This window comes from Candidatus Eisenbacteria bacterium (genome assembly GCA_026388185.1).
In the GTDB taxonomy this organism is placed as follows: domain Bacteria; phylum Eisenbacteria; class RBG-16-71-46; order JAFGJU01; family JAFGJU01; genus JAPLKG01.
This window is the reverse complement of sequence record JAPLKG010000003.1, coordinates 37,441-55,819: the sequence shown is the minus strand read 5'-3', so window position 1 is coordinate 55,819 and position 18,379 is coordinate 37,441. Positions and strand designations below refer to the sequence as shown.

At 56.0% G+C, this 18,379-nt stretch carries 12 protein-coding genes; 3 read left to right on the top strand and 9 right to left on the bottom strand.

Going from position 1 to position 18,379, the window contains the following annotated elements; all coding sequences use genetic code 11:
• The first annotated feature begins 78 nt into the window (after nucleotides 1-78).
• Together NTX17_01050 and NTX17_01045 are read left to right on the top strand one after the other, a co-directional pair.
• Nucleotides 79-345, top strand: coding sequence for an RNA-binding protein (locus NTX17_01050; GenBank protein ID MCX5799965.1), 267 nt, complete (start codon nucleotides 79-81; stop codon nucleotides 343-345).
• A gap of 167 nt (nucleotides 346-512) precedes the next feature.
• Entirely contained in the window at nucleotides 513-1,835 is a 1,323-nt protein-coding gene (locus NTX17_01045; GenBank protein MCX5799964.1) for an MFS transporter, read from the top strand.
• Here NTX17_01045 and NTX17_01040 read toward each other — a convergent pair.
• The 5 genes from NTX17_01040 to NTX17_01020 form a co-directional block, all read right to left on the bottom strand.
• Nucleotides 1,771-3,615, bottom strand: coding sequence for a glycosyltransferase family 39 protein (locus NTX17_01040; protein MCX5799963.1), 1,845 nt, complete (start codon nucleotides 3,613-3,615; stop codon nucleotides 1,771-1,773). The two genes, NTX17_01045 and NTX17_01040, sit on opposite strands and share 65 nt — an antisense overlap.
• Before the next feature lie 12 nt (nucleotides 3,616-3,627).
• Nucleotides 3,628-4,368, bottom strand: a complete 741-nt coding sequence (locus tag NTX17_01035; GenBank protein MCX5799962.1) for a polysaccharide deacetylase family protein — start codon at nucleotides 4,366-4,368, stop codon at nucleotides 3,628-3,630.
• A gap of 174 nt (nucleotides 4,369-4,542) precedes the next feature.
• Complete coding sequence (locus NTX17_01030) at nucleotides 4,543-6,522, bottom strand: ATP-binding protein (protein MCX5799961.1); 1,980 nt, start codon at nucleotides 6,520-6,522, stop codon at nucleotides 4,543-4,545.
• Entirely contained in the window at nucleotides 6,519-7,451 is a 933-nt protein-coding gene (locus tag NTX17_01025) for an ABC transporter substrate-binding protein (protein ID MCX5799960.1), read from the bottom strand. Before NTX17_01025 ends, NTX17_01030 begins: the two co-directional genes overlap by 4 nt.
• Nucleotides 7,448-9,571, bottom strand: a complete 2,124-nt coding sequence (locus NTX17_01020) for a TonB-dependent receptor (protein MCX5799959.1) — start codon at nucleotides 9,569-9,571, stop codon at nucleotides 7,448-7,450. The genes NTX17_01025 and NTX17_01020 overlap by 4 nt, the downstream gene beginning before the upstream one ends.
• Nucleotides 9,572-10,019: 448 nt before the next feature.
• Between NTX17_01020 and NTX17_01015 the strand changes: the two genes are divergently transcribed.
• The gene (locus NTX17_01015) at nucleotides 10,020-11,288 is read left to right on the top strand and encodes a glucose-1-phosphate adenylyltransferase (protein MCX5799958.1); all 1,269 of its coding nucleotides are present in this window, start codon (nucleotides 10,020-10,022) and stop codon (nucleotides 11,286-11,288) included.
• A gap of 25 nt (nucleotides 11,289-11,313) precedes the next feature.
• Here the strand turns inward: NTX17_01015 and NTX17_01010 are convergent, their stop codons facing one another.
• From NTX17_01010 to NTX17_00995, 4 genes are all read right to left on the bottom strand, one after another.
• Complete coding sequence (locus tag NTX17_01010; GenBank protein ID MCX5799957.1) at nucleotides 11,314-14,424, bottom strand: efflux RND transporter permease subunit; 3,111 nt, start codon at nucleotides 14,422-14,424, stop codon at nucleotides 11,314-11,316.
• 28 nt (nucleotides 14,425-14,452) lie between these two features.
• Nucleotides 14,453-15,505, bottom strand: coding sequence for an efflux RND transporter periplasmic adaptor subunit (locus NTX17_01005; GenBank protein MCX5799956.1), 1,053 nt, complete (start codon nucleotides 15,503-15,505; stop codon nucleotides 14,453-14,455).
• 164 nt (nucleotides 15,506-15,669) lie between these two features.
• The gene (locus NTX17_01000) at nucleotides 15,670-17,115 is read right to left on the bottom strand and encodes a TolC family protein (protein ID MCX5799955.1); all 1,446 of its coding nucleotides are present in this window, start codon (nucleotides 17,113-17,115) and stop codon (nucleotides 15,670-15,672) included.
• A 129-nt stretch (nucleotides 17,116-17,244) separates the two neighbouring features.
• Nucleotides 17,245-17,886, bottom strand: coding sequence for a TetR/AcrR family transcriptional regulator (locus NTX17_00995; GenBank protein ID MCX5799954.1), 642 nt, complete (start codon nucleotides 17,884-17,886; stop codon nucleotides 17,245-17,247).
• Nucleotides 17,887-18,379 lie beyond the last annotated feature (493 nt).

The window sequence follows — 18,379 nt, the reverse complement described above, 5'->3', positions numbered from 1 at the left end:
GAACAACTATCTTGCTTCTACCTCCGATAGAGACATTACTTGGACAGAGAAACTGAATGAGATGAACAGGAGATTAGAATGCAAGTTAGTAGGCTTTACGTAGGAAATCTTGGCTATGACGTGAGCAACGAGCAGTTGGAAGAGCTCTTTGCAGCCCATGGCGTGGTTAAGCAAGTCAACGTCATTGAAGGTAAGGGTTTTGGATTCGTCGAAATGTCCAGCACCGCTGAGGCCGAAAAGGCAAAAGAGGCGCTGGATGCTTATGAATTCAAGGGCCGTACCCTGAAGGTGGACGAAGCTCGTCCGCCCAAGAGCAGAGAGAGAACGGAATATCGAAGATACTAGTGACTACACTGGTAGGCATGTTGCGAAGCTGCACGTGCCGTTCTGAGATAGTCCCAACTTAACGATCCATCCTTTGCAGTAAGTTACCAGCCATGTTACACTGCGCAAAGGCAGTGACAAACGAGGGAGAAGCGATTCTCCCTCGTTTTTGGTTCGGAGACACGATCATGCACAAAGAGACAACCGGACTCAGGCTCGTCTTCCGCGCGTTGCGTTACAGGAACTACAGACTCTTTTTCGGAGGTCAGGGAATCTCTCTGATCGGAACCTGGATGCAGCGCATCGCGCTGAGCTGGCTGGTGTACCGCCTCACCAATTCCGCTCTACTGTTGGGTGTGGTTGGATTTGCGGGGCAAATTCCGACCTTTCTTCTTGCCCCCGTGGCCGGAGTGCTGGCCGACAGATGGAACTGCCGCCGGATTCTTGTCATCACGCAGGTTCTCGCCATGGTACAGGCTTTCGTTCTCGCGGTCCTTGTTCTAACGAATGCGATCACTGTCTGGGAGATAGTGGTCTTGAGCATATTCCTGGGTCTCGTGAATGCCTTTGACATGCCTGCACGCCAGACGTTCGTCGTGGAGATGGTCGACAGAAAAAAGGAAGACCTCGGGAATGCGATCGCACTCAATTCCTCATTGTTCAACGGTGCGCGGCTCGTGGGTCCTTCAGTCGCCGGCATACTCATTGCCGTCGTGGGAGAGGGTGTGTGCTTTCTCCTCAACGGCCTGAGTTACATTGCAGTGATCGGATCTCTTCTGGCGATGAGAGTCACCCCGCGAAAAACCGAGGCGAAGAACACCCACGTTCTACGGGGTCTGAAGGACGGTTTTTCCTACGCATTCGGCTTTGATCCCATCAGGTCGATCATTTTGCTTCTCGCTCTGGTGAGCCTAATGGGAATGCCTTATCAAATATTGATGCCGGTTTTTGCAAGGCAGATTCTTCACGGCGGCTCAAACATCTTCGGCTTTCTCGTCGCGGCATCGGGTGCGGGTGCGTTGACGGGCGCGTTCTATCTCGCGTCGCGCAGACAAATCCTCAGGTTAGGAAGAACGATTCCAGTGGCCGCGGGCATCTTTGGCGTGGGTCTTATCGGATTCTCTTTGTCTCATTTCCTTTGGCTTTCCCTGGCATTAATGTTGGTGACCGGTTTTGGGATGATGGTGATGATGGCGGCGAGCAACACAACCCTGCAAACCATCGTGGATGACGATAAGCGGGGACGTGTTATGAGTCTTTACACGATGGCGTTCATGGGCACCGTGCCGTTCGGCAGCCTGTGGGCAGGAAGTATGGCCGACAAGATAGGCGCCCCGAAGACTCTGCTGGTATCCGGGCTCTGTTGCATCTGTGGCGGTCTACTCTTTGCCAGAAAACTACCTGTACTCAAGGCCCTGGTGCACCCCATATACGCAGAGAAGGGCATCATTCCGGAAGTGGCTTACGGAATCCAGACCACGGACGCACTGACGAAGCCGCCGGAGGCGTAGCAAGAACGGGGTCGGCTGTCACGCGCACAACGTATTCGTTTCCCGCCTTCTTCAGCACGTCGACCGCCATCTCGTGACCGGCTATCCGCCGCAGGTGATTCAGGGAAGAATGGTCGACGATGCAGTGAGTTTCTGGTTGTCTTCGCAAGAAGCCCCTGACCTCCTCGTCTTTGACCAGGTAGGGAATCGGGTGAGGACTGAAAAAACCAAGCCCTCCGATGTCGATCACGGCGACGTTCTTGTCCGTGAAATAGTGCACGCCACGCGCGAAGTACTTGGAGCAAAGCACCGTATCTTCCGACGCATCGTGCTGGAGCAACCACTGGCAGGCGCTCTTCGTAGACAAGCGCGGGTCGATTTCGCCGTGAGACAGGAGCCCGAAAAAGAACAACACCGGAAGCTGTAAGCTCAGCAAGTAAACGCACTGCGAGTACTTCTTTCTGGCAGCGAAAAGTAACATCGTTATGAGCAGGGCCCCGAGCAGCGCGATGAGGCCGTTGACTGACTGGCTGGAAGGTACGTACTCGCGGTAGAGCGCGTGGCCGGCGACCAATCCCAAGGGTGCCAGCGCAAACGTGATACTCGAGACGATTGCAAGGCCGTAGGCGAGTCTGCGGCCCTTCGCCTCGATCCAGTCGTAGACGAGATCTCCGGTCATGACTGCGAGCGCAGGAAACATGGGGAAGATATAACTGACCAACTTTGAGTGCGCGGGCTGGAAGACTGCGAACGTAACGAGAATCCAACACGCCAGGAACAGATACACGGGTCGCGCGCCTCCTTGTGCCACACGCCTGATGAGTCGCGCAAACGCAATCAAGACAAAAATGCTCCATGGGAACATGCCGATGACGGCCGTCCCCGGGTAGAAATACCAGCGGTCGTTTTGCGGATGTTCAGCTTCAAAAAGTCTTCGTATGTGATCGTTGTAAAAGAATTCGTGGGTGAACGCCTTGCCGAATCGCTGAATCATGAACACGTACCACGGCAGTGCGATCAGGAGAAATACCAAGAATCCCCACGCGAAATGTCTGCAGAAAAAGACCCCGAGCTCCCTTCTCACCGCCAGAAAAAGAGTGACGGCCAGAAAGGGTATTGCAAGACCCAGCGGTCCCTTTGTCAAGACTGCTAGAGCAGAAAAGACGAAGAACAGCATTGATCCTACGCCTCTCCTCGCGGCGTTTGTGTGTCCCCAAAAGAACGACGTCATGGCCAGGAGAATGAACACCGAAAAAATCATGTCCGTATAAACGGTCCTTGCGAGACCGATGTATAGCCCCGCGGACATTAGGACAATTGCCGAGACAAAGGCCTTCTTCTCGGTCCCAAATCCGAGACCAACGAGAAAATAGGTCGCGATTACCCCCACGACGGCGAACATCGCGGGGAAGAGCCGCGCGGCGAACGCAACGGAAGGGGAGGCGGCGGGGGGAACCAGGGTAGCCGGGTGAGCGAACGACGTGAGGGACGCCGAAGGAGCCAAGGATGTCGCCGCCAGGGACGCCGAAGTTCCGGATACGTCGAACCCGATGCGCAGGAGCCAGTACAGACAGACGGGTTTCTCGAATTGAGGGGCTCCGAAGATATAGGGCGTCATCCACTCGCCTCGCCGGATCATTTCCTTCGCAGTCTGGACGTAGAAGACTTCGTCGGGATTAGTGAGACTCAAGACGCCGTTGCCCAGAACGAGGAAAGCAAGGGAAAGGGCGAGCAATATCATTACGCTCCTGAAAGTCTCATGTCTTGTCGTCGTCCGAAAGGACTGGAACTTCTCGCTCATCCGGCCTCTCGCTTACGGGGTTCCACCCAGAAGTTCTTCCACGGTAACAAATCTGTAGCCTCTTTCTCTCAGTTTCGGCACTAGTCGATGGATTGTCTTGATCGTTTCTTCGCGATTTCCTCCCTCGGTGCCAAGGACACCTCCGCTGTCGTGGAAGAGTATCACGTCCCCCGGTTGGACATTGCTGAGAAGGTACTTCAGCACGTACTTATCATCAAAAGTCACCCAATCTTTCGAGTTCAACGACCACAAGACCACTTTGTAGCCCATCTTTTCTATCTTTGTCTTCTCTCGGTTAGTGAGCCAGGCCTTGGGCGGCCGGAAGTATCGCGTGGTCCGGCCGGTTACGGTGTTGACGATACTCTCGGTGTCCCTTATTTCTTTCTCCAACTTGTTCGTCCTGTAGTAAATGATAACGTGGTGATCGTACGAGTGGTTCTCGATTTCGTGACCTTCGCTTGCCGTGCGCCTTGCTATCTCGGGATACTCTCTGACGTGCTTACCAAGCACAAAGAATGTGGCCTTGACGTTCAGCGCCTTGAGTTCGTCCAGTATCCGAGGGGTCCACACCGGGGAGGGTCCGTCATCGAATGTCAGCGCCACGACCTTGCCGAGTGTGGGCACGCGATAAACCGTGCCCTTTCTCAGAAAGACTGCCTCATCAAAGAAAACGCAAAAAGCCGTCACGGCCAGGGCCAGAGCCAGAACGCAGATTGTCAAGGTCCTTATCAATCTTCCGGGGTGAGTTTTCATGGGGTTTTTCATGGGGCACCGAGGGTGTGATCGAGACGGAGTGGAAGCGGGAGAGCCATGGACATGAGCATCGATGGACGCAGGAATGGAGGTGGGGGTACCAGGCAGTGGGTGTCGAATCGTATGGTCAAGGTCACGCGCATGAACAGATTCTAACTACATCTGATCCGCCTTTCAAACAGATTCTGATCGCGATTGCGCACCCGCTCCCGCCGTCACCTCTTCCGCAGTCACGAGGCTATCGCTCTGAGCGAGAGGGACAGTGAAGTGGAAACTGCTTCCCTCTCCCATTTTGCTTTCCACCCAGAGGTGCCCGCCCATTCTCTCCACAAGGTGCTTGCTGATGGACAGACCCAGGCCGGTTCCCGTCGGCTTGCCCCTGGTCTTCTCCTCCACTTGCTTGAACTTGTCGAAGATGCTTCCCAGTTCCTCCGCCGGGATGCCAATGCCGTTGTCCGCGACTGTGATGCGGAGATAGCGAGGCCCGCCGGGCGCATGTGCGCCAGGCCCGATCGCAGGACCTCCCGTGCGATCTTGCACGACCCTCGAACCGATCCAGACGCGTCCTCCAGGCTCCGTGAACTTGACCGCATTGTTGAGCAGGTTGACGAGCACCTGGTCAAACCTGTTTTCGTCGGCAAGCACTTGATTGCCGACCGTCGGTGAGGTCTCCGTTCCTGATAGAGATCCTTCTTCAGACAACGACACCTGGATCTCGATGTCCTTCTTCTGGGCAGCCGGCCTGACGCTCTGCAATGCGTCTTCTATTGCCGTCTCGACATCCAAGAGCGTGAGATTGAGCTTGATTTCACCTGCCTCAATCTTCGAGAGATCCAGCAGATCATCGACCAGGACGGCCAGCCTCTCGGCCTGTTTCAGAATGATTCCAACGAAGGAGTTGCGCTTTTCCTCAGAAATGGAACCGTACTGCAGGAGGGTCTCAGCGTATGCCTTGACCGCCGTCAAGGGGGTCCTCAGTTCGTGCGACACGTTGGACACGAACTCCGATTTCGCGAGGTCCAGTAGCATCAGCTCCGCATTCGCCGCCTCCAACTGAGTGTTGGAGTGCGTGAGCGCTTCTGCCTGTCGTAACAGAGCCTCCTCGGCCTTCCTCCGTTCCGTGATGTTCTGCGCCACGCACACGTTTCCCTCTATTTCTCCGTTCTCGTTGCGCATCACTGAACTGGTGAAGAGCATCGGGATCTTTCTCCCGTCCTTGGACACGTAGGTCTTCTCGACATTGCCCATGCCCATCCCGCTCTTGATAGCAGTGATTTGTTCACTGTCGAGCGGGTCTTCTCTGAAGAGCACACAAATTGGCTTTCCGATCAGCTCGTCCTCGGAGTATCCCAACAGGTTGAGAGTGGCACGATTGACGGTCCTTATTCTGCCTTCCGGGTCAGTGACGAGCAGGGTGTCGGTCATCGACTTGATGATATTGTTCATGTAGTTCCTGGACACGAGCGTTTTGGAGAGATCCTCCACCATTTTGTTGAAAGACAAGGCGAGGGCGCCTATTTCGTCGTTACTCTTGACCTGCACTCTGTGGTTGAGATCTCCTCCCGCAATCCTGGCGGTGCCCCTTACCAACGCTGTGATGGGACCGATGAGAAGAAACTTGAGCAGAAAGGTGTTGGCGAGGGAGACGACGAGAATTGCAAGAACGGCGAACAAGGCGGCCGCCCTTTTCATGTCGGCCACTTTCTTGTTCAACCCGGAAAGAGAAATTCCCAGATGTATCTTTGCGATTTCCTCCTTGATGCCGGTGGGGACCCCCAGGACTACTCCCTCTTGCTCTTGTTCTCCTGTCTTCTCCGTGACCACCGGGGCCACGAACTCTCTCGTCGGTCCGAGCGTTCTTGACCCTGCCTCGATGATCGGTTTACCGTCTGGGCCGTCGATTCTGCAGAAAACGACGTCCTTCTCGGCAAGAGCGATCCTCACCAACCTATGAATCGACTCCCGATCTCCAACGAGAATCGGATATTCGCAGTTGATGGTCAGGCCCCTGAGGATAACTGCCGCACGTTCGTTGAGCTCGGAGCTCACAGCACTTGATCCCTGCCTGATGAAGTGGAAGGACAGTGCGACGGCGAGAAACAGAATGATGCTCACGGAGAGCAGCTCGACCTTCTTGTTGATGCTCAGTCTCATCTACCGAACACCTCACTCGCCCGTTTCGCCGTCTCAGAGGAAATCTCGATTCCCAACCTGTCGGCGGCGAGCATGTTTATTGAAAGCCTGATCTTTCTCGGTGCCAGGGGAGGAATCGCTCCCGGCGTTTCGCCGTTCGTGATCCTCGACGCGATTTCTGCTGCCTGGCGACCGAGGTCGCCGTAGTCGCAATCGAACGAAAAGAGTGCTCCTGCCTGGGTGTAATGAGACGAGAGTCCTACTACGGGGAATCCCTGTCTCAGACTCTCGAGCAGCAGATGCTTTACCGATGCGGGGGAATATAGTTGAGAATCGGCGAGCATCAGAAAACAATCCATCCTGTAGTCCAGTTCTCTAATGGCGTCGGGAAGCTGTCTCTCAGAATCAATCTGCTTTCCGATTATGGTCAGACCCAATTGGCTGCCCTTCGAGAAGACCTGCCTGTATGCCTCTGCCGTCTCTGTCGAATAGACGGCTGCCACATTCTTGGCGTGAGGGAGTATTTTCTTGATCCCCTGCAATCTTGCCTCGATGGGGATCTCCATCGAGACGCCGGTGCTGTTTGTGCCGGCGAACTCGCCTGGATTGAACACCATGCAGAATATGACGGGGATGTTCTTTATTCTTTCTCGCGCCAGTCTTGACGCCTGCGTTCCCAGCGTGAAAACCACGTCGGATCCTCTCGCCTCTATCTCTGAACAGACCATTGCAGGTTCTTGATCCTTCAAGTTGTACGTGGACACGGCCAACGACACCTCTTGTTCGTCGAAATAGCTTCGGAATCCGTTCCACGCCTGCGTGTAGGCCTCGATGTCGGAAGAAAAAATGACCGAGACCGCGAGTCGGCCTGCCGCGTGGCATTGCTCTGCCAGGCAACAACCAAAGACACTCAAAGCCAGACAGAGCGTTATGAGTACCGCAGCTCTCACCGTTGGCTCCTGTACGTCAATTTCAAGAAGAAACTTCTTCCATCTTGCGGAATTCTGGTCTGGAAATACTCTGTGCTGCATGGATCTTCATAAGAAACGTCGAATACGTTATTCACCTTTGCCGTAATCTCGATGTGCGGCAGCAAGTCCTTCATGAACAGAATGAGATTGGTGGAGACGTAGGGATCCAACTCTTCACGGCTGGTGGTGAACCGCTTTCCCACGTAGCGCACTTCGGCACTCACGTACTCGTTCCCGGAGAGAATGGGAACGCTGATGCTGAAATTACCTGAACTGTTGGGCGAATTGACGAGTTGTTCTTTCCCGTGCTGGTCCCGTGTTTCCTGATAACTGTAGCCAAACCGGGTAAGAACTCCCGAGAATGTTCCGTCCAGGGTGAACTCAAGACCAGAGGCCTGGACGCATCCGACGTTCCGGAACTGTAGCAACGGATCTCCTTCAATGCCCGTGTCTGCAGTTACTACCTGATAGATCAAGTTGGTAAGGTCCGTGTGATACAAGGAGAACAGGGCTTTCACATTTCGCGCGATTCCTTGCTCGAGCACGAGCTCTGTAGTCTTCAGTCTCTCGGGAGTGAGACTCTCATTGGGTTCCATAAGATAGTAGCCGTCGTGATAGTAAAGCTCGTAGGGCGAGGGAGCGCGGAAGGCCGTTCCGTAGAGTAGCTTGATGTTGGTCTTGTCAAAGGGAGTATATATGCAGCCTACTCTCGGATTGGTGGTTCCACCAAAAGTCGGATAGTTGTCATACCTGGCACCGAGAACAAAAGACAGACTCGAGAGTTTGTAGATGTCCTGGGCATAGAGGGACCAGACATCGAACTGCTGGTTGTAGTCCAAGTACTGGTGTCGATACTCGCTGCCGAGAAGGCCTTCGTCCCAGTACTTCTGAGCGACACTGTGATATTGGGCCTCTCCGCCCGCAGTCAGCCGGTTACGGGCAGAAGTCTTCCAGTTGAGCTGGAGCTCCGAACCAATCCAGTCTCCTTTGGCCACGTCCTTGCCCATTTCTTCGTAGTAGTCCGATTCTCCTTCGTACAACAGCATCCAGTCGCCGTAGTAGCGATAGCGATTGTAGTACACTCTTGCCAACAGGTCTTTCGTCTCATCCAGTGTCGGCGCGTACCTCAGTTCCAGGAATTCGCTCTCGTCGGTGTTGTTTGTTCTGTTGTCATTGAAAACGGTCCAATAAGCTGCAGTGGGGATTCCCTTGTCGCGCGTTTTGTGCCAGCCACGGAGGGCGAATTGCTTGTAGGACAATTTGCCCCAGATGCTCGGGGACCTGTCCCAGTCACCATTCCTGAACGTTCCGTCGTAGACTATTCCTGCCTCGTCCACGTAACCGTCGTACTCTGGGAAATAGCGGTCCTGTCCCTCCGCGTTCGCGTATGAACCCGCGACGACAAAGTCGAGATCGCCGTGTCTCTTTCCGTAGCTCATGAGGCCCTTTCGAGAATCGTAGCTTCCATATTCTGCGGAGACCCTGAGGCCGTCCGAGTCTTTCGCGTCCTTGGTCACAACGTTGATGACGGCGAACAGGGCGTTGGTTCCGTACAACGCCGAGCCCGGACCCTTGATAATCTCGATTTGCTTCACCTGGTCCATGTCGACGCCGAAAACGGTGCCGAAGGTTGCACTTCCGTATATGTCGTCGTTGGATGCCATGCCGTCCACCAGGAGGAGTACTCTCGAATTGTAGTCGCCCGGAATGCTATAGCCTCGCACGCCGAGGTACCTGTAATTGTCGTCATACGTCACGTAGAGACCTGTGACTCCTTGGAGTGCTTCGTCGAGCGTCCGGTAACCGTAGCGCTGGATGTCGTCCGCGGTGATGATGGAGACGGTCGCGGGTGCCTCGGTGCTCGGCTGCTCGAACTTTGACGCTGCGAAGACGACGGGAATCTCCATGAACACGAGATCCTCGGCGCTCGGCTCCGCTCGGGTTTGTCCCCGAGTGAGGTCACTCGTGTTTTGCGCGGGGAAGGCGCCTTCTTCGGCTTGCGCTCTGGTCACGGCAGTCAGTTCTTGATCGTGCGCGCTGACGCCGATTCCCAAGAGCAGGATACCTAGAGTCACGAGAATCGCAACAATGTGTTTCATCTTCGATACCTCAACACTCTGATACTTACACTTTGGTCAATCTTGGCTGTTCGTATTCGATTAGTGTGGGTGAAGTTGCAGAACCACTCTGTTGGTGGAGCACCCGGAGCTTGCATTATCAATATCGGCATTTTGCCCGTTGTGCGTGAGACAATTACCTCAGATTCCTGTAGATCGCGCCTCCCAATGGCGTTCTTTCTTGACGCCCCAACACGTGGGAAATAATATGATTAACTAACCCGCCACCGCGCGCTCTGCCAGACTTGCCCCTGCCAAATCGTGTAGCTTGTCAGACCGCGCCCTGCGAAAGCGTGCTCGGCACTGCGCGCCCCTGCCAAATCGTGTCTGAATTGTGATGAAAAGGAAGCCAAGAAAACGCTTTCAAGTCTGCAGCGGAGGGGTATAATACTAATCCTCGACACAAGCGAGGTCTCAAGGGAGTGAACTCATGGACGAAAGCATGGCTGTGATCCTCGGTGGTGGGGAAGGCAGGCGTCTTTTTCCTCTCACCAAGGATCGGTCCAAACCGGCCGTCTCGATCGCCGGCAAGTACCGGCTCATTGACATCCCGGTCTCCAACTGCATCAATTCCGACATTCGCCGAATCTACGTGCTCACGATGTACCAGTCGGCGAGCCTCAACGCACACATCGCAAAGACCTATCAGTTCGATCAATTCTCTAGCGGGTTCGTCGGCATCCTTGCAGCCGAGCAGACTGCCAGGGGGGGTACCTGGTTCCGCGGCACTGCCGATGCGGTGCGCCAGGCGTGGTTCCACATCAGCCGCCAGCATACTAGTTACGTGTTGATTCTCTCCGGCGACCACCTCTACCGCATGGATTACCGCAAGTTCAAGGAAGCACACGTGGCCTCCGGCGCAGCGGCCTCTATCGCGGTGCATCCGGTGTCGCGCGCCGACGCGTCCTACCTCGGGATTGTCAAGACCGGCGAAAACGGCCGCATCATCAAGTTCGCCGAGAAGACGCAGGACGACGCTCAGTTGGACGACATGATGGTCGACACTACTTGCTGCGGATTGACCGAGGAAGAGGCCAAGCAGCGTCCCTACCTTGGAAGTATGGGCATCTACCTGTTCAACACCAACGTCCTCAAGGAGCGACTGGAGCTCGATCCGGAGCAAACGGATTTCGGCCGGCACGTCATCCCCGACGCCATCCGTGACATCGACGTGCACGCCTTCCCCTTTGAAGGCTACTGGGCGGACATCGGCACGGTGCGCTCCTTCTACGAAGCCAACATGGATCTTGTGATGCCGCTTCCGAAGTTCAATCTCTTCGATCCCGAAATGCCCATTTACACGCACGCGCGGTCCCTGCCTGGCGCGAAACTGAATCGCGCGTCGGTCCAGTGCGCGGTGCTCTGCGAAGGCGTGATAATCGAAGGGGCAACGGTGCGCGACTCCATCCTCGGCGTGCGCTCGCGCGTTCGGCCCGGGTCGATAATCGAGAGCTCACTCATAATGGGATCGGACTTCTACGAAAGACGAAGCGTGCGCCGCCCCTTGCTCGGCGTGGGCGAAGGCACCTACATCAGGCGCTCGATCGTCGACAAGAACTCGTCCATCGGCCGCGGCGTGCAACTCGTGAACCGCGAAGGTGTGGCGCATTACGACGACCCAAACGAGCAGTTCTATGTCCGTGATGGGATAATCGTCGTGGTCAAGGGTGGAGTCATACCCGACGGGTTTGTGTTCTAGCGACCGCGCGATCGGCCACGTCCTCCTACCTTCCCTTACCCTCGGCGAACCTGTCCAGCAGGCTGTAGACCGTGGGGATCAAGAAAAGCGTGAACACCGTAGAAACCACCAGGCCTCCGATCGAGACTATCGCCATGGGCGAGCGGAATTCAGCCCCGGCTCCGAGTCCCAGTGCGAGTGGGAGCATGGCCATGGCGGCGGCCAAGTTGGACATTACGATAGGCCTCAAACGCGTGGGACACGCCTCCAGTATGGCCTCGCGCAAATTGTATCCCTTCTTTCTCAGCGTGTTGGTGTAGTCGAGCAGCAGGATGGCGTTGTTGACCACTATGCCCACGAGCATGATGAGCGCCATCAGGGAGAAGATGCTGATGGTCCTACCGGTGAAGAAAAGTGCCAAGAGCACGCCCACCGCACCGAGCGGAACTGTCAGCATGATGGTGAACGGATGTACGTACGAATCAAGCATGGCCGCAAGAAGCATGTAAGTCAGTACTATTGCCAGGATCAGTGCCTGGAAGAGTGATGCGAAAGATTCACCCATTATCTCGGCCATCCCCCCGTAGTAGATTCTGTATCCCGGCGGCAGAGAGAGGGCGTCGGTCTTCTTCTTGAGCTGGCCCACGAGTCCACCCAGAGTGCCCCGCGCAATGTTGGCGCTCACGGTTATCATGCGCTGCCTGTTCTTGCGCACAATCTGCGTGGGTCCCTCGTCGTGAGTGATGGAGGCAAGCTCTGCCACGGGCACCGTTCCGTTGCCGGTTCTGACGAGCAGGCTGCCGAGCTTCTCTATGTTGTCCCTGTCGGATTCATCCAGCTTCACCCTTATGTCGTATTCCTCGTCCCTATCTCTGAATTGGGATGCGACCGTACCCGTGATGAAGGCCCTTGTCAGATTTGCCAATTCTGCGGTGGAGACGCCGTAGTCGGCGCTTTTCTCGCGTAGCGGCACAAGCTTCATCTCCGGTTTGCCTATTCTCCAGTCGGTGTCCACGTCCACCGTTCCCGGCGTTTCCTGTGCTATGGCAACGACCTTGTTCGCGACGGAAATGAGAACCGGCATCTCGTCTCCCGTGACTTCAATCTGTATGTCCTTCTCGCCGCCTCCGCCCATGGTCGAGGCGGGCGAAACGGTCAGCTTGGCACCGGGAATCTCGGCCAGCATCGTCCTCAGCGCCGCGGCGATGTCTTTGTCGGATCTCTTGCGCTCTCTCTTGTCCACGAGCACGAGGAGAACGTCGCCCACATTCACACCGCTTCCGCCGGCTCCAAGCTCGCTCTCGGTGGATCCCACGGAAGAAAAGAAAGATTCCGTCTCGGGAACCGACGAGACGACCTGCTCGACACTCTCTATGGCCTTCTGAGTCTCCCAGAGATTCGAACCGACCGGCATCTCGACCGACACAGTCAACATGCCCTGATCCGAGTTCTGGAAGAATTCAGTACCAATGAACGGGACGAGCGCGAGACTGACGACGAAAACTCCCAGACTAATCCCGATCACTCGCCATCTGTGATTGAGAGTCCAGTCGAGCCCCCGGCGATATGAAGCGGCGGCTCCTTCGTAAAAGGCATCCCATTTCGCGAAGAACGTGTCCAAGAGCTCCAGGAATTTCCCTATTATCGGGATCGACGAATGCCACGATATCTTCTTGTCCACGGAGCGTGACGACAAGAGCTTGGAGGCGAGCATGGGCGTCGCCGTGAAGGAGACGAGCAGCGACACAAAAGTCGCGAACGTGGTCGTGAGGCCGAACTGCCTGAAGAGCTGGCCGATGATGCCGGACATGAACGCAATGGGGACGAAGACCACGACGTTCGTGAGCGTGGAGGCGAGCACGGCGAGCGCGATTTCGGAGGTGCCTTCCTCGGCGGCCTCGCGCGGCCCCTTGCCCATGTGCAGGTAGCGATAGATGTTCTCCATGACCACGAGCGAATTTGCGATCAGGATTCCCACGCAGAGTGCAAGCCCCATGAGAGACATGACGTTGATGGTGAATCCAGCGAAGTAGAGAAACGTGTACGTAGACACTACCGAAACCGGCATGGCTATGCCTGCTATCACTATTCCTTCCCAACTATGGAGAAAGAGGAACAGCACCAGCGCCGTGAGAATGATCCCGGTGATCATGTTGCTGTTCAGGTCGGCGACCATGTCCTTAATGAACGTCGAGCGGTCCCTTGCGATTTCGATCTTCACGTCGGCAGGGAGCGTCTGCTTGAGGCGCTCGAGAGTCTTCTTCACTCCGCTCGCGACTTTGACCGTGTTCGCGTCGGACCTTTTACGCAGCGTCATCCCCACGGTCTCGTTCCTGTTGTACCTCGCGAGTTCCCTCACTTCGGCGAACGAGTCCTGGACGTTGGCCACTTCCGACAGTCGAACGGGTGGCGCATCGGTCCTCTGGATCCTCACGTTTCTGATTTCGTCGACGCTCTCGAATTCGCCGGTCACGCGTACGCCGTACTCCCTGCTTTCTTCGGTGATGTGACCGCCGGGAATGTTCAGATTTTCGGCGGCGATTGCCGCGATGACGTCCGTTATGGAAAGATCGTAGCCCTTGAGTTTGTCCTTGCTTACGAGGACCGCGATCTCCCTCTTTCGCCCGCCCACGACCTCGATCTGCGCGAGGCCGTTCACCTTGGAAAGCTCTCGCTTGATCGTCTTGTCTGCGATCTCGTAGGTCTCCTGTATGGGTCTCTGGCTTGTGACCGCGAGATTGAGAATCGGGGAGGAACTGAAGTCGAACTTGCTGATCGTGGGAGTCTCCACGTCGTCGGGAAGGTTGGACCTTACGGCATCGACCTTCTCTTTGACGTCCATGGCGGCAAAGTCCACTTTGGTTTCGAGCGTGAACTCCGCCAGTACTACCGAAACGCCTTCCTGCGAATAGGACCAAGTGTTCTTCAGTCCGGAGATCGAACTGATTGCGTCCTCGATGGGCTTCGAGACGAGGCTTTCGATCTCTTCGGGGCCCGCGCCGGGATAAACCGTGACCACGGTCACGTATGGAAAATCAACGGGAGGCATGAGATCGATGGTGAGCCTGAGATACGAGAAGATGCCTATGACAACCAACGCCAGGAGCAGTATCGTAGCGAGAACAGATTTTCTAACGGACAGATTTGCAAGAAACATGAGTCGTTATCCCCCAAAGCTTCGGATGTCATTGAGTCTTGAGTACGTTGAGTTTCTCTCCACCCTTCAAGCGTTCGTGGCCCGAGGTGACGACCACTTCGTCTTGCGTCAGACCACTCAGTATCTCGATCGACTCCTGATTCACAATCCCAACGGTCACGGGTCGAAGTTGAGCCGTATTGTTCTTGGTCACGACAAAGACCACGCGTTTTCCCTGCTGGTCTAGAACGGCGCCGGAAGGAACGAGCAGGGCGTCTTTCTTGTGTCCGGTTCTGACCACCACCGTCGCAAACGAGCCGGGCTTCAGTGTCCGAGAATCGTTGCCGGCAGTAATCTCGACCCGGAACGTTCTCGTAATCGGATCGGCCGAGGAGGAAATACTGGAAACGGAACCGGTGACGGACCGTCCCTCCGACGAGCTTATCGTGGCCTCGGCACCCTTCGTCAACCCGAGAATCTCGGACTCGCTGGCAGTGACCACGACCTTCACCTTGTTCAATTGAGCCACAGTGCACATGAGCTTTCCGGCCGCAACCACTTCGCCTTCGCGAACGTTCACGGAAGTCACGACTCCGTCGATCGGTGCCGTGATATCCACGACGGAGCTCGCTGCCTCGAAGTTGGCTCTAGCGACCTCGAGACCCATCCGGGTTTTCTCGAACGCCTGCTCGGATATGGCGCCCTGTTCTAGCAACGCCTTCATCCTCGCGAAATCCTTCTCGGCATCCTCGAACGCGGCTTTCGCCTGCCGGTATTGGGCCGTCGGATTGGTCGTGTCGAATTGGATGAGGAGCTGCCCGTTCTTTACGTACTGCCCCACACTGACTCGCACACTCACCACGCGTTCGGAGATCCTGCTCACCAAATCAGACTGCACGATCCCCTCGACCGTTCCAGTGAGCTGGACGGACTCAGAGATTTCGCCTCGACGGACGGGTTCTACGGAGACGGGAGTCCCTCTCTCGCCTTGAAGTTCCGCGATGCTCTTGCTCGCCGGCCTTCTGGATTGCTGCCACATGCGATTGGCGACGAGCGCGGCGACGATGGCGATGATCACGAGGATGATTACTCTCTTTCTCATTGTCAGGAATTCCCCCTCAACTACCTGGTTGACTCACACTCTGCGACTGACTCGCGCTGCACGCGAGACCGACATGCTTGAGCGTGCCGGCGCGCGTCGCCCGCGCACAGTCTGCGCGCGGCCCGCGCGGTTGATATCTTGGGTCCGCAAAGGCGCGCCTTGTCTTATTCGAACGTGACACTCGTTGCGCGCTCCAACGCGGCCACGGCCATGAAATACTCGTATACGGACGTGAAGTAATTCGTCCTGGCCGTGCTCAATGCCACCTGAGCATCGAGCACTTCAAGTTGCGTACCGACACCGTTCTTGTAGCGAATATTCGCGATGTCCAGGCCCTTCTGAGCCTGCTCTATGGAAGCCACCTGCGACTGAATCAGTTGTCTTGCCTGAGCCAGTTGGGAAACGGACTGTTCAACCTCGAGTCTCACCGCGTCCTCAGTCTGGGCGGCGTAGAGGCCGGCCTGTTCATACTCGGCCTTCGTCTGGCTTATTTTTCCCTTCGTCCTCAGCCCATCAAACATCGGGATTGACAGCGCCAGAGACGCAGTCCACGTCCTGGACCGCCAGTCTTCCGATTTCCACCGAGGCTCTTTGGTTTCCATCAGCGCGGCTCCCACAAAAGAGAGGCTCGGGTATCTATCGGATTTCGCAACGTCAAGAGCTGCCTTCATCCCACTCACGCGCAACCTCGCGGCAGCAAGTTCGTGACTGTTCTCCTTTGCAAGTCGGAAAGCATCCGCCGTCGTTATCTCGACGTCTTTCCGTTCGAGCTCGCCCTCGGGCGCAACCTTGTCGTCGGCCGGAAGACCGAGCGTGTTTCTAAAGACAATCAACGCACGGTCGAGCTCATTCTCGGCCTTTATGCGATCCGGCAGAAGCTGCGCAACCTGCACCTTCGCGCGGATCAGCTCGTATTCAGACGCCACACCCTGCTTGAAAAGCTGATCGACGTTCGCAAGATGCGCGTCGGCCAATTCCAGCGATTCCTTTGCGAGAGTCGCCATTTCCTGGGCGAGCAGGACCGCGCCGAAAGACGCCTTCACCGCGTAGACGACGTCCTTCGTAGTGGCGAGGAGATTCTCTTGCGCGTAGCTCCTCGCGGCGTGGGCGGCCCTGAGTGCGCCTCCCACCCGACCGGCCGTGTAGATCGGCTGGACGAGAGAGAGGCTTCCTCCGTAATAGGAGTCATCCAGGTTGAAGGTGAAGCCGCCACTTCCTCCATAATTCATCTTGCCTTGGCTCTTGACGTAGCTCGCGTTTCCCGAAAGGCTGGGAAACGCCGTCGCGCGGGCCTGCGTAACCTGTCCCTTCATTCGTTCGACTTCTTGCCTCTGGACGAGAAGCTGTTTGTTGTTCCGAAGCGCAATCTCAATGCTCTGATCCAGGCTCAGCTTGTTGGGCGCTTCGATCTGTGTTGCCGGCGTCGTGGTGGTAGCGATTGCAGAAAGCCCCTGGCCCTCCGTGGCCGTGTTCTGAGTCGTAGACGGGGCACCGGCTGTGCGATCAGCGGCGAGACCCACCGGGCAGAAAGCGACACATATCAGGCCCGAGACAGCGAGCAAGAATATTTCGCGGGTCAAGATTCTCGTGGCGAACGCTCTACTTAACATCTCGTTTCCTCTTAAAGTTAGATTCCCTCGTGCCTGGCGGATCTCAACAATCGCGACTCCGTGTGCTTGGCGAGTCGGACTCTCTCGTGACGCCTTTCCGCCGTACCCGGCAAGTCTCAACAATTTCCGTCATCGCTTTCGCAACCCCTCGAAGACCATGTCGCATACCTGGCGGGCGTCCTTGTCGGGCTGAGGTTTCACTCCGCGCACGTGCCAAGTCCAGGCAATAGAATGCAGCATCGAGATAAAGAGATGAGACATCTGCTCGGCGTCTATATTTCTTATTTCCTTCTTTCTCATGCCGGAAACAAAGACACTCTCAAGCAGTCTCACGTAAATGCCATACTTGCTCATGAGAAAACTCTTGAGTTCTCTCTTCATCTGGTCCATTGCAAAGCCGGTCTCCGAAGTGGAGATCCTGAGGACGTACTGGTTCTTTACGAAATGCTCAAATTGTCCTAGCGCAATCGCCTCAAGCCGCGAGCGACAATCGGGCACGTCGTGGATGACTTGCTCAACGGCACGAAGCTGTTCGTTAATGGCGTCCTCGAACACGGCTCTCAGAAGCGTGGCCTTGTCAGCAAAGTACCAGTATAGCGTCGCCTTGCCGAGATGGGCTTCCCTTGCGATCTCTGCGAGGGTGGACTCGTGGAAGCCTCTCCTGCCAAAGACCCTTCTGGCGGCGCCGAGTATCTGCTTCCTGCGTCTGAGCTTTTCCTTTTCGCGTAAGGTGAGGTTGTTCATGTCCCTGTTACGAAACCCCTGAACCATTCGTGGCGGTCCGAGCATAAGACGGTTCGTGCGCTGGCCGGCAATCGGCGGCCGGTCTAGGCCCAAGCCCATCTGCGTTCCTGTGCGTCGGCTCTCTCCCCACCGGTTCTCGACCGCTCGGTCGATTATCGACCGAGTGGTCCATATTAATCCACTGCGTACCCGAAGTCAAGCGGAATTCTGCGAGGATTTCGTGGATCCATGTCCAGAGTGAGTCGTTGTGCGCAGAACGTTTTTCGGTGGGATGGGGTGCCTCTTAGATTTGGGATGAGGCGCTTTCTAGACTTGGGTTCGAGCACTACTCGTGCCGCATTTTGTGACCCGCCTTTCTATTTGATCGTCACGCGTTCCGTGGGCGCGGAAAGAGAGCGGGGCTGGACCTGTTTGTTTGCATGGCGATGCCCGGCGGATTCACTTTCTGAGCAATCGCGGACACGTAGATGCCGATAATACTACTAGGGAGCATTTAACGGAGGAAACAGTTACCGGGGCA

Excerpts from the sequence above, each read along its gene's own strand:
- NTX17_01030 (MCX5799961.1), bottom strand. The coding sequence starts at position 6,522 with ATGAGACTGAGCATCAACAAGAAGGTCGAGCTGCTCTCCGTGAGCATC.
- NTX17_01015 (MCX5799958.1), top strand. The coding sequence starts at position 10,020 with ATGGACGAAAGCATGGCTGTGATCCTCGGTGGTGGGGAAGGCAGGCGT.
- NTX17_01050 (MCX5799965.1), top strand. The coding sequence starts at position 79 with ATGCAAGTTAGTAGGCTTTACGTAGGAAATCTTGGCTATGACGTGAGC.
- NTX17_01040 (MCX5799963.1), bottom strand. The coding sequence starts at position 3,615 with ATGAGCGAGAAGTTCCAGTCCTTTCGGACGACGACAAGACATGAGACT.
- NTX17_01035 (MCX5799962.1), bottom strand. The coding sequence starts at position 4,368 with ATGAAAACTCACCCCGGAAGATTGATAAGGACCTTGACAATCTGCGTT.
- NTX17_00995 (MCX5799954.1), bottom strand. The coding sequence starts at position 17,886 with ATGGTTCAGGGGTTTCGTAACAGGGACATGAACAACCTCACCTTACGC.
- NTX17_01045 (MCX5799964.1), top strand. The coding sequence starts at position 513 with ATGCACAAAGAGACAACCGGACTCAGGCTCGTCTTCCGCGCGTTGCGT.
- NTX17_01000 (MCX5799955.1), bottom strand. The coding sequence starts at position 17,115 with ATGTTAAGTAGAGCGTTCGCCACGAGAATCTTGACCCGCGAAATATTC.
- NTX17_01020 (MCX5799959.1), bottom strand. The coding sequence starts at position 9,571 with ATGAAACACATTGTTGCGATTCTCGTGACTCTAGGTATCCTGCTCTTG.
- NTX17_01010 (MCX5799957.1), bottom strand. The coding sequence starts at position 14,424 with ATGTTTCTTGCAAATCTGTCCGTTAGAAAATCTGTTCTCGCTACGATA.
- NTX17_01005 (MCX5799956.1), bottom strand. The coding sequence starts at position 15,505 with ATGAGAAAGAGAGTAATCATCCTCGTGATCATCGCCATCGTCGCCGCG.